The organism is Pseudomonas fragi, assembly GCF_002269505.1.
GTDB lineage: Bacteria > Pseudomonadota > Gammaproteobacteria > Pseudomonadales > Pseudomonadaceae > Aquipseudomonas > Aquipseudomonas fragi_D.
On record NZ_NQKQ01000004.1, the window covers coordinates 46,748 to 58,251 of the forward strand.

An 11,504-nucleotide genomic window follows, 5' to 3' on the forward strand; every position below is an offset into this window, starting at 1 on the left:
GCGCTTGTGGCACATAAAGCGTATGGAGCAGCGAGCCTTGAGCCTGAGCATCGAGCAGGCCCGTTCGGCGGTTGAGCAGGCCAGGCAACACGAAAGCCGGCAGCAGGCCGAGCTGACAGGCCGGTATCAGGGCCAGGTGGTGTCGCCCGCAATCCTGTCCGGTTGGGACGAATCACAGCGCCAGTTGGCGGCTCAAACAGCGCAGCAGGCAAGGGCTTTGCAAGTGCTGCTTGAGCAGCAACGCCTGGTTGCGATCCATGTCGAGAGTGCCCGCCAATACGCGGGTGAATGCCAGAGAAAAGTCGAAAAACTGCTGGAGTTGTCGGTGTTGCTGGCAGAGGAGGATCAATGGCCGGGTCATCAGGAATAATCCCGCTGCTGTTGGCACGGGATCGCTCTCAGGCTGTAGCCCCTGAGCACGCAGCCGACTGCAAGCTGTTTGCAGACAGCCTTGCAGGTGCGGATAAGGGCTTGGCACAGGCGTTGTCCGAGGCCCTGATGCCCCGTGCAACGGGGTGCCAGCCATGTATGCAGTTTGTGCTGCATCTGGCGCATCGCGGGCGGGTCAACGTGAGCGCCTGTTATGAACATCAAGGCTGGCTCATCACTTTAAGAGCGCAGCAATCCGCCACCCGACAATGGCTCGCCCGTCAGCAGCAACCCTGTCAACGGCGTCTGGCCCGTGCATTGGGACAGATCGTCAGGATCCGGTTATTGCAGGAGAGCCAGTGATGACGATAGCGCCGATCACCTTGCCACGGCTGGACGCAACCACGGTCGCGGCTTGCAGGCGGCTTGGCCGTGGCCTGCGCTATTCGTTCCAGGTCGCAGGCGAGCCCGGTGAGCTTTTGCTGGAACCGGGGCGTGCGCCAGAGGGCGGTGTATGTGTCTCGTTCGAGAGCCGCTGCGGGGTCTTTACGCTGAGTGATGCAGGCCCATTGCTTAGCCTGTTTGGCGAGTGCCCGGTAGTGCTGGCCGAGACCGGCAACGACCCGCAGTCATGGTTTTGGAGGCATTTTGAGCAGCGCATGAGTGAGCAACTGACGGCGCTTTTTGGCTTTCTGCGGCCCCTTGCCGACAGGCAGCCGGGTGCATTTGAGTGCTGCCTCAGCGTGGTGCTGGGGCAGTCACGAAGTATCGGCCGATTAATGATGACGGCACGCAGCCTGTTGGCGCTTTGCGACGCAGGGCAGTGGCAAGCAGTCAAGGCACCGTTGCCCACATGCTTTGCCGTGCCTGTGCCCGTGGTGCTCGGCTATCTACCGTTGACGGTTGAGCAGTTGCGCACAGTACGGCCCGGCGACGTACTGGTGCCGGAACGCCCGCTGTTCAGCGCTGATGGCGTGGGGCAGATGAGCGTGGGGCGGTTGCGGCTGCAATTGCAAATTGATGATGACGGCGGGCGTCGGTGCCTGACAGTGTGTTCTATTGAGGAGTCGGTTGTGGATGAGGAGATGTTTGCGGGTGCGGGTGCGGACGTTGGCGTTCATGAAGGCGATGAGCTGTTTGAAACCTTGCTGGTGGATTTGAGCGTGCGCTGTGGCGTACTCAAGTTGAGCCTGAGCGAGTTGCGCCAGCTGGCCCCCGGCATGGTGTTGAACCTGGATGGCTATGGTACGGGCATGGCCGGGTTGTATTACGGCGACCGGCCGATCGGCCACGGGCAGTTGGTGGAGGTCGACGGCCGCCTGGGCCTGCAACTGTCGCGCATCAGTTTTTCGCAATGACCGTTCAAGGGGTTGATCCCTTTCTGCTGGCGCTGTTTCTGGGTGCCTTGTCACTGATGCCCATGCTGATGGTGGTGTGCACCGCCTTCCTGAAAATCTGCATTGTGCTGATGATTACCCGCAACGCCATCGGCGTACAGCAAGTGCCGCCGAGCATGGCCCTTTACGGCATTGCCTTGGCTGCAACACTGTTTGTCATGGCGCCGGTGGGGTATGAAACCGCACAAATCCTCAAGCAATCACCACTGGATATGAGCAGCGTGCAAGCTTTGCAGGGCAGCGGGCTGGAGGCAGTAAAGCCCTTGCAGGCCTTTATGGTGCGCAACACCGACCCGGATGTGCAGACCCATCTGCTGGACAACACCGAGCGCCTGTGGCCAGCAGACATGGCCCGACAGGTCAGCCGCGATGACATGGTTTTGCTGGTCCCGGCCTTTGTCCTGTCGCAGTTGCAGGCGGGTTTCGAGATCGGCTTTCTGATCTATATCCCGTTTATCGTTATCGATCTGATCGTCTCGAACTTGCTGCTGGCCCTGGGTATGCAAATGGTTTCGCCCATGACCATTTCACTGCCGCTCAAGTTGCTGTTGTTTGTGCTGGTCTCGGGCTGGACACGCTTGCTGGACAGCCTTTTTCTGTCTTTTCTGTGAGGCGCCAATGGAGCCGATTGTGATGTTCAAGCAGGGCATGTTGCTGGTGGTGGTGCTGTCCGCGCCACCGCTGATTGTGGCCGTTGTGGTGGGCGTGCTGACCTCGCTGATGCAGGCACTGATGCAGGTACAGGACCAGACACTGCCGTTCGGCATCAAGCTGGTTGCGGTGGGCGTCACGCTGGCGCTGACGGGGCGCTGGATCGGAGTTGAGTTGATTCAATTGATCAACCTCACCTTTGACATGGCCGCTCGATCGGCACTGTAAAAGGAGCACGCGATGGCCCCACAGATTCCGTTTCTCGAATACCTGCCCAGCCTCGCAATTGCGATGGCGCGCCTTTATCCCTGTTTTCTCCTGATCCCGGCATTCTGCTTTGAACATGTGCGGGGCATGCCCCGGCATGTCATCGTTTTTGCCCTGGCACTGATGCCTGCTCCCGGTATTTATCACGCCTTGTCTGGTATGGATTACAGCTTGCTCGCGCTCTGCGGGCTGATGCTTAAAGAGGCCGTGTTGGGCTTTTTGCTGGGCATGCTGCTGTACATGCCGTTCTGGCTGTTCGAGTCGGCAGGGGCTTTGCTCGACAACCAGCGTGGCGCACTGATCGGCGGGCAACTCAATCCTTCACTGGGGCCGGATGCCACGCCTGTCGGGCATTTGTTCAAGCAACTGAGCATTTTCTTGTTGATGGTCACACTGGGGTTGGGCAGCCTGACCCAGGTGATCTGGGACAGCTACCTGATCTGGCCTGCTGCGCTCTGGTTTCCGGCCCCGGCTGCGGATGGCCCTGGCGTGTTCCTGGCGCTGCTGGGCGATACCTTTACGCACATGGTGTTGTACGCAGCGCCTTTTATTGCATTGCTGTTGTTTGTCGAGTTCGCCGTTGCTTTGTTGAGCCTTTACAGCCCGCAGTTGCAGGTGTTCGTGTTGTCGATGCCGGCCAAAAGTCTGGCCGGGCTATGCTTTCTATTGTTCTATCTGCCGCAACTGCAAGAGCTGATCGTGGGGCGTATGGGCCAGCTGGGAGATCTTGAACATGCACTGGGCCTGCTGTTCAAGGTGCCATCGCCATGAGTGAAGATTCAGGCGAAAAGAAACACGCCGCGAGCCAAAAAAAACTGCAGGACCAACGCAAAAAAGGCCAGGTCGCGCAGAGCCAGGACATCGGCAAACTGCTGGTGCTGGCTGTTATCAGTGAAATTGCTTTGTTCAGGGCTCAGAGCAGCCTGGATCAACTCGGGCAATTGCTGATGCTGCCCGTATCGCTGGTCGGGCAGCCGTTCAGCCGCTCGCTGCCAGCTGTCGTTGCTGAGGCCGGTCATGTTTTTTTCGGATTTGCCTTGCTGATGACGGGGACTGCCATTGCAATGAAGCTGGTTAGCAGTTGGCTGCAATTCGGCTTTTTGTTTGCCCCCGAGGTACTGACCCCGGACTTCAACCGGCTCAACCCCCTTAATCAAGCCAAACAGATGTTTTCGCCCCAGTCGCTGATGACCCTGTTCACCGGTTTGGTCAAGGCACTGCTGATCTGTGTGGTGCTTTACCGGGTGATCGGGCCGTCCCTTGGGGCATTGGTGGGGTTGGTAAACGCTGACCTGCCAGGCTATATCGCCGCTCTTGTCGTCTTGTTCCGGCACTTGCTGCACGTGTGCCTTGGCCTGCTGCTGGTGCTCGCAGCGGTTGACCTGGCGTTGCAACGGTATTTTTTTGCCCGGCGCATGCGCATGACCCATGTCGAGGTGGTCAAGGAATACAAGGGTATGGAGGGAGATCCGCATATCAAGATGCTGCGTCGGTCACTGGCCCAAGAGTTGGCCCATGAAGAGCCTGCGGCCAGGGCGCCGCCGCTGGAAGAGGCCGATATGCTGCTGATCAACCCCACGCATTTCGCCGTGGCCCTGTACTACCGGCCGCCACAGACCCCTTTGCCGACACTGATTGCCAAGGGTACCGATGCCCAGGCACGACGAATGATCGACAGGGCACAGGCTGCGGATGTTCCGGTGATTCAGTGTGTGTGGTTGGCGCGTACGCTGTACGGCGTTGAGATCGGGAATTGCATCAGCCGCGAGACCCTGCAGGCGGTTGCGCTGGTCTACCGCACTTTGCGGGAGCTGGATGATGACATTCGGGGTCAAATTATCGAATTGCCGGAACTTGAACAACGTTGATCGGGGCAGGAACCGCACGGTGCTTCAGGCCACTCACTCTTCATCAGCCCATCAGAGTCGAGTCTAAATGCCCATAAAGTCGTTTGACCTCACAAAACCGATCCCGTCAGAAAAAAACGGCACCATTTGCCCGCATACCGGTCGCATCATCGGATCTGTGGAAATGACTGACTTTCGCCACTATGACCAACCCTCCCTGGTATTCAGCGCCAGCCTGGTTGAAGGGAAAGTCGTGACCCAAGGCTCGTATGTGGGCCAGGACATTGCCGAGCAGCTCAATCGGTTGCCCGGCCAGTTCACGCAAGACCCCCAAAAAGTGGGCATCGATCAGGGCCTGCGAATGCTGGATCACAGGTTTAATGTGTTTCATATCCAGTCCACACCTGCCGCTGCCGGGGTATTCAAAAGCAGCCTCCCCCAGGGGTCTCACCTGGCGGCCCCGATCAACCCCGGGCGCGCCCACCTGGGGAAAATCAGTGATGTGCACACAACGGTCGACGGTGATCAATTCCGCTTGGTTGACCAGCGCCTGCACCGGTTTGAGCCGCAGACTTATCGTTGGTTTCCCGATAAAGACGCGGCCCAATACAGCCGTATTGGCTTGAGCGCTCAAGGGCAACTGATGAAAGTGCCAGGGAGTGTCTTGGACATGAGCATAGATGGTAAAACCCGGGCGAGCCTGGAGGGTTCCAGGCTACAAATCAGTCGCGACACAGCCGCAGCGGTCCTTTCTCTCGTTCCCGTCAACGAGTCGAGCAAACCGGTGCAGCTGGCGCATCTGGGGCTGGCGGACGATGTGTTGTATGCATCGACACCTGAGGGTGAGCTTTTGTGCGCGGATTTGCGCAATGCTGAGGGCGGGCATTTGATCATGCGGCCTGAATCGCTCGACAAGCTTGAGCAACTGCACCAGGGTGCAGTCAGCATCAAGGGGTTTATGCATGACGATCATGGCCAGCTCAATGCTCTTATTCTCGATTCCCGCAGACAGTTACACAGCACCCCTTTGAGCGATGGCCCTGATCAGGTGTCGGGCTGGAACCTCAGTGATGTGATGCTCAGAGTGAACGACAAAGGTTTGCCCGAGCCCAGGCTGCGCACACTCGCTGGTATGGTGGACCTTGGGCCGCGGGGCAAGGTTGCGCTTGAGGGCAACTCATTGCTTTGCTGGAATGGGAATTCACAGCAATGGGATACAACCGATCACCAGAATGTGGCGCGACTGGAGCGTGGTCTGGATGGTCGCGCTTATGTATTGCAAGGCGCGGAGCTGAAAGCGCTGGCTATCCATAAAACGCGGGATGCGGCGAACAGCGGTGCCAGTTATGACTTGACACCTTTAAGTGAGGCCCATTCCCATGTGAATCTTGATGTAGCGCTGATTGAGAGTGACGGACGAAAGATCACCCGTTTTGCTATCGATAACCCTAGACGCTTTGTAACTCTTGATGTTGAAAACAAGCTGGTTGCACACGTCAACGGAAACGATATGGCCTTGGCCTTTACCCAGCCAAAAGAGCTTGTGGCACTGGCACTTGATCGTCTGGGAGACCTTTATGCACAGACCAGAGCCGGCGAGTTGCTCAGGCTCGAAAAGGCTCAATGGCAAGCCCCTGGCACATCAGAACTCACCTGGACTCCAGTGCCGGTCCCGGACAATATGCCCATTAAATCGCTGCGTATGGGGGCAGGTCAGCAGTTGATCGTCAGTTGGGGTGAAAACAATGCGCTACAAAAAAAATGGGGTGAACAGTATCGGCAGTTGACTGTTTCAGCGGATGGCGACCCGCAATGGAAGCCTGTTACGGCACAGCCAAACACACCCGAGGGGTCAGTGGGCGCGTTGTTAAAGAGTCAGAACAATGGCACCTCTTGGGCCGTGACCTCCGAAAGTTATGGCCACGTGACTGAAGGCCTGCCGGCTGAACGAGGGTTTATTCAAAGTGCTTTCGCCCATTTCCATCCTGTTCAGGGACTTAAAAATATCGGATTTGGCATCCTGCATAATGTTAAAGGGCGACGCGGACTGGCAGAGCTTTACATTGATGCGCGGGAATTGCAGGGGCTTTTGCATACGCTGGCGAACGTGACCCTGCATACGATGGATATTAAGACTCGCCTTGACCGCCTGAGCGAGTGCAAGCCAACGCAGGCCCTGGCCAAAGAACTCGGGCGTTTTCTGAATCAGGTAGAAGAACACAGCGTGCAATTGGCCAGGCGATTGGGCGACATTAAGGGCGCCAGTGTGATTCCGGAATATCTGCCCACAGCTATTGGCAATCTCACTAAAGGCGCAACGAGCAACCTGCTCCAAATGCGCAAGGCCTTTGAAAAACTGGCCCCTTCAACGTCCAATATCACAGCGGCGTTGCTGCGCAGTTATGAGAAACAGGGCGTTTCATTGTCGTTGCACGCCGTTGGCCTTAAACGTGATTTGAGCAATCCGACAGGGCTGATTGAAAGTGATTTGATTCAGCACGCCCGGACACTTTTTCGACTCGTCAAACTTGTCGGCCGGCTGGAGGGTAAATCGCCGGATCAGGCCGATATAGCAGCCCGCCTGGAGAAAGTGAAAGAGGGCTATCAAAGCAGTCCAGTACACAAGAAAACATCGCAAAACATCAATAGCTTGAAGCAAGCAGAAACCTTGTATAACAACTTCAAGTTGTTGGCCAAGGACCTGGGTACTCCGGGATCAGCACTCAATTATCATTTAACCACTGTCTTGGGGCTCAAGGCGCAAGAGACAGTCAAGCAGGCTCTGTTGCAATCCATTCAAGAGTCGGACAGCGGCCAATCAGTTGCATCGAGCCGTAGCAAGACCTTATCGGCATCCATATTTATACTTCCTAAACCGTGGCTTGAGATCGAGGGTGGTGTTTCAAGAGACAATACCAACGGTATAACGATGAGTCGAACCGATCAGGGGGCCAGAGTTGACATCACTATGGGCACTACCCGTTCAGTCAGTGGCTATGCAGGTGTAGGTCACTTGTTGTTTCCCCCTGGGAATGTACTCGAAGCCCGGCTCAAGGTGGGGGCCGGGACAACACTGGAGGTGGCACGTGAAAAGGAGCACAGCATCAGCTTTGATATAAAGGAAGCTGATTTTCCAGTAATGATGGAAATCCTGACCGGTGAGAAAGGGAGTGTTTTCGACTTGCTGGATCTTGGCAGCCATCACAAGAGCAGTAAGAGTTTGAAAACCGCTTTGGACTGGAGTGTTTCAGCTCAAGTGCAGCCCTGTTTGAACGTGTTGATGCCGGGAAGCTCCAATGCATCAGGTGGCCTGTTGCGTACCATGGTGAATGGGGTAGGCAATCTTGAACTGTTTCACGCTGACAAGCGTAACACTGCTGAGTTGGGGCAGGATGAGGTGACCCGGACCAAAGGCTCGAATACCCAATGGTTACCCAACGGCAGTGCTTCTTTAGGGGGGTCGCCGGCCACTATGTTCTTGTGGACTGATTTCGATGCCGGTGGCCCTGCGTTGGTGCCCTATGCCATGAATGATTCTTCATTCACCCTGGCTTTTGATCGCAGTGTTGCCCGCAGCATGCGTTTTACCTTCAAACAGCCTGCTGTGATCGATCAGGCGCAAGTCAATGGGTTACGCAATGTCTTGTCCGGGCATTCTGCGCAACTCAAGCAACAGCTGGACTCTTTTTCAGCAGAAGGCTCGCCTGTGGAGCAACTGCAACGTCTGCATCGTCTATTCGAGCAGTTACCATCACCGGCCATCCGCTCTGAAGAGCACCATGCCCTCAATGAACAACTGCAAACTTGCCTTCACCAGCAGGCGCTTGCCGCACAAGGCCGGCGAGAACTCATATCAGTTGAAAGAACGGTTTCATACATGAGGGTAAAAGGTGGCCCTGATCATGAGTGGCTGGATGACGCTGCGCCCGCTAACAAGGCGGCAATTCTCCGGCTGTTTGCCCAGCAGCCACAATTTGAGCGGATCCTCAATGATCTGGGAAGCAGCAAGGGCACCTCGGCAGTGATCGGGCTAGAGGTCAAGCCGCAGGTACTGCGCATGATTGAAAATCAGTTCGGGGATAGCCAAGAAGCCATGAATGATGTGCAAAAGGCCCTGGAAAATACCGACAACCTGCGGATTAAAACCCTGACCGTGAGCTATACGGCAAGTAGAACCGACGGGATAAAAACACCCGTTCCTCTCTTGTCATATTCCAGTAAGGCAGCATTGAGCCATTCCAGCAAACTCCTCAGCATTGAGCTGAAATATGGCAAGGACCAGAATGCCCCATTGCGCGTAGAGTTCAAGGATACGTCGCCCACGGTCCGTATTCGCGAGCCGAATCCCCAGCAGCTTGATCAAAGGGTCCGGCAGAGCCGCAACCCTTTGATGTAATGACAGTACCGGTCTGCCTGATAATCAGGCAGACCGGTACAAGGTTGCGAGGAAAAAGACTCGGCGCACTAGTGGAAGAGTCGGTTTGAATGGCTTCAGATCACCAGCGCAACCTCTACTTGCACGGTTGATCTATCGTTCAAGGGGCACAACTTGATGATCTGAACGCTCAGCGTTCGGACCTGATTCCAGGCGCATGTGTGGCGGCCACCAGATCACCAGCATGCTGGCGCTGGAGGCCGGACGGGCGCACAAGTCTCCACGGCAATGGGGGGTGCAGCCTTGGAGCAGTCCAACCAGGCACGCTGCCATGGCAACTGCGGTAAACCGAGTCATGGTGTGGCCTCCAGCAGTGATGGCCGAGACACTCTAGAGTGTTCGTCGGGGCTGGGCGCACGTGTCGCGATAAACACCTGCGTACGCTCACCGGGCGCCAGCCACGGAGTCGGCCAGACACTGACCGCCAGGGTGCTGGCAGTGTTGCAATCACGTTCATCGACGCGCACCCGGCTCTGACCCTGGTTGTGCAATACCAGTACGGCCACGTTGTAATCCTCACTTTCGTACCACTGTTGACGCTTGGTATCGACCTTCACAGACGTGAGCTTTTTGCACAGACTGGCCGGCCGGACCGGCATCGGCCTGGCAGTGAACCGGTCAGGGACGTGGCCCGTGACCAGTTGTCGGAACACCTGGATAATATCGGAGGGCTGAACCACCGGCTGCTTCGCATCACGCCGTGCCAATGGGGTCAGAGCTGCCTCAAGTTGCGCCTGATCCGATTGCGGCAGGTAGCGGGCAGGGTTGGTCTGATCGCCAATCAGGCGGGGTGTCAGGATAAACAACCGCTCACGGCGGTTTTTAGTGTTCTGCGTAGACGAAAACAGCAGCTTGCCCAGCCAGGGGATATTCCCCAGTACGGGGATTTTATTCAGATTGTCGGCTTCTTCTGCCACATGAAAACCACCGATGACCAGCGATTGCTGTTCGTGGATCACCGCCTGGGTGCTGACGTTGCCTTTGCGCACATCCGGTGTGGACTGTTGCCCGGTGGTGTCGGCAAAAGTGCCGTCTTCAATATCGATGATCAGGTGAATCTGATTGGCGCCATTGGCTTCGATCACCCGGGGTATGACCTGAAAACTGGTGCCCGTGGTCACCGGCATGATATTGGCCACTCCCTCACCGACGGCCTGGATATATTGTGTGCGATTGAAGTCGATAACCGCGGGCTGGTTTTCCAGGGTCATGATCGAGGGGTTGGACACCACGGTTGCCAGGCCGCGCGCTTCGAGTGCCTTTATATCGGCTGCAAAACGGTCAATCTGGATCATGGACACGGTTGTCGAGCCAGTACCCGACAACCCCGTAGCTGCCCCGAAACGGCCGCTCTGAAAGCCCCAGTTCACCCCCAGCTGGTTGAGTTGGGTGCGGTTGATATCGAGAATTATCGCGTCTATTTCCACCAGTTTGCGCGGCACATCCAGCTCGGCGATCAGTGCCTGGTACAGTGGCCGACGTTCGCTGACGTCGTAGATCAGTACGCTGTTATTGCGCACATCGGCCTCCACGCGGATGGCGTTATGGCCTGATAGTTGCGGCTCGGAGGTGAGCGGGGCCGATGGAGGGTTGTTTGAGTAAGGCATGCTGGAGGCAATACCGGATATCGGTGAGGCGCCGGGGAGGAGAGCATCGAACGGGGTCGATGATTTGGCATCAAGCAGGCCGCGCAACAGGCTGGCGATACCGGGAATGCTCAGCTTTTCCCCGCGATAGTTGATCTGTCGATCTGCGGCGTTGGCGAATTGCAGTGTGAAATTCAACACATCCTGTTTATTGGCTGGCCCTGCCCGTTTGCGGCTGAACTGCCTGATCTGCTCGATATAGCGTTTGGGCCCGGACACCAGCACGACCCCGATATCGGGCAACTCGCCCCAGCCGAAACGTTCATCCAGCAGGCCAACCTGGCTCAAGGCCTGTTTCAGATCGGCAATGGTGTCGTCCGCGACTTCAAGGCGGGTTGAGGTTTGTTGGTCCAGTGAGCTGATGTAGAGCGTGTTGTTATACACAAACCACTGGAAGCGGTGTTCCAGTGCAAGCCGCTCCATTAAATCGGTGAGCGTATCGGCACGCAGCTTGCCCCTTACGACGCCTTGTAGCGTCCCGTCAATTTGCAGTTGCAGACCCACGGTATGGGCGAATTCCTGCAAAAAGGCACGTAACGGCAGGTTATTGGCTTCACGGGCATAGGGCGTGTTTTTCCAGTCTGCGGGGACGGCGGCCATCGTCTCGGGGGGCCGCAGAAGAACGCATGACAACAGTGCCATATAGCTGGCGCGCTTGATCCAGACTCTCATTGCACGGCATCAATAATGCTTTTGGTCAGGCTGTGCTTGAATCGGGTTTGCTCGTTGATTGAGAAGCTGGTGATGGCCACTTTGCGTGAGGCGTCAAGGAAACGCGCCATGTCTTCGGGGTCGCCTTGATTGTTCAGGGCGATAGTCTCCAGATTTTTTTGCGCGTTTAGAAAGCGGGTGTCGATGCGGCGCTGGATACTTTCGAACGAAGCCATACATC

11 protein-coding genes are annotated in these 11,504 nt (G+C 56.6%); 8 read left to right on the forward strand and 3 right to left on the reverse strand.

The window, feature by feature from the left end; all coding sequences use genetic code 11:
* Positions 1 to 37: 37 nt before the first annotated feature.
* The 8 genes from CJU81_RS05235 (at position 38) to CJU81_RS05270 (ending at position 8,927) form a co-directional block, all read left to right on the forward strand.
* Complete coding sequence (locus CJU81_RS05235) at positions 38 to 370, forward strand: hypothetical protein (protein ID WP_254924786.1); 333 nt, start codon at positions 38 to 40, stop codon at positions 368 to 370.
* Positions 349 to 732 (forward strand): type III secretion system HrpP C-terminal domain-containing protein, encoded by a 384-nt coding sequence (locus tag CJU81_RS05240; protein WP_176464803.1) that lies wholly within the window; start codon positions 349 to 351, stop codon positions 730 to 732. The genes CJU81_RS05235 and CJU81_RS05240 overlap by 22 nt, the downstream gene beginning before the upstream one ends.
* Entirely contained in the window at positions 732 to 1,727 is a 996-nt protein-coding gene (locus CJU81_RS05245) for a FliM/FliN family flagellar motor switch protein (RefSeq protein ID WP_095035785.1), read from the forward strand. The genes CJU81_RS05240 and CJU81_RS05245 overlap by 1 nt, the downstream gene beginning before the upstream one ends.
* Positions 1,724 to 2,377, forward strand: coding sequence for a type III secretion system export apparatus subunit SctR (gene sctR, locus CJU81_RS05250; protein ID WP_095035786.1), 654 nt, complete (start codon positions 1,724 to 1,726; stop codon positions 2,375 to 2,377). The genes CJU81_RS05245 and sctR overlap by 4 nt, the downstream gene beginning before the upstream one ends.
* A 7-nt stretch (positions 2,378 to 2,384) precedes the next feature.
* The gene (gene sctS / locus CJU81_RS05255) at positions 2,385 to 2,645 is read left to right on the forward strand and encodes a type III secretion system export apparatus subunit SctS (RefSeq protein WP_095035787.1); all 261 of its coding nucleotides are present in this window, start codon (positions 2,385 to 2,387) and stop codon (positions 2,643 to 2,645) included.
* A gap of 12 nt (positions 2,646 to 2,657) precedes the next feature.
* Positions 2,658 to 3,455 carry a type III secretion system export apparatus subunit SctT gene (sctT, locus tag CJU81_RS05260; protein ID WP_095035788.1) on the forward strand — a complete coding sequence of 266 codons (798 nt, stop codon included), beginning with the start codon at positions 2,658 to 2,660 and terminating at the stop codon, positions 3,453 to 3,455.
* Positions 3,452 to 4,552, forward strand: coding sequence for a type III secretion system export apparatus subunit SctU (gene sctU / locus CJU81_RS05265; RefSeq protein WP_095035789.1), 1,101 nt, complete (start codon positions 3,452 to 3,454; stop codon positions 4,550 to 4,552). Before sctT ends, sctU begins: the two co-directional genes overlap by 4 nt.
* Positions 4,553 to 4,715: 163 nt before the next feature.
* On the forward strand, positions 4,716 to 8,927 hold the full coding sequence (locus CJU81_RS05270) for an AvrE-family type 3 secretion system effector (protein ID WP_254924787.1): 4,212 nt from the start codon (positions 4,716 to 4,718) through the stop codon (positions 8,925 to 8,927).
* Between the two features lie 132 nt (positions 8,928 to 9,059).
* Here CJU81_RS05270 and hrpT read toward each other — a convergent pair whose 3' ends face one another.
* Genes hrpT through CJU81_RS05285 form a run of 3 tightly spaced genes read right to left on the reverse strand, consistent with a single transcriptional unit; the run spans position 9,060 to position 11,499 of the window.
* Entirely contained in the window at positions 9,060 to 9,263 is a 204-nt protein-coding gene (gene hrpT, locus CJU81_RS24210) for an HrpT family type III secretion system protein (RefSeq protein WP_095035790.1), read from the reverse strand.
* Positions 9,260 to 11,284, reverse strand: coding sequence for a type III secretion system outer membrane ring subunit SctC (sctC, locus tag CJU81_RS05280; RefSeq protein WP_095035791.1), 2,025 nt, complete (start codon positions 11,282 to 11,284; stop codon positions 9,260 to 9,262). Before sctC ends, hrpT begins: the two co-directional genes overlap by 4 nt.
* Positions 11,281 to 11,499, reverse strand: a complete 219-nt coding sequence (locus tag CJU81_RS05285) for a type III secretion protein HrpF (protein WP_095035792.1) — start codon at positions 11,497 to 11,499, stop codon at positions 11,281 to 11,283. The genes sctC and CJU81_RS05285 overlap by 4 nt, the downstream gene beginning before the upstream one ends.
* Positions 11,500 to 11,504 lie beyond the last annotated feature (5 nt).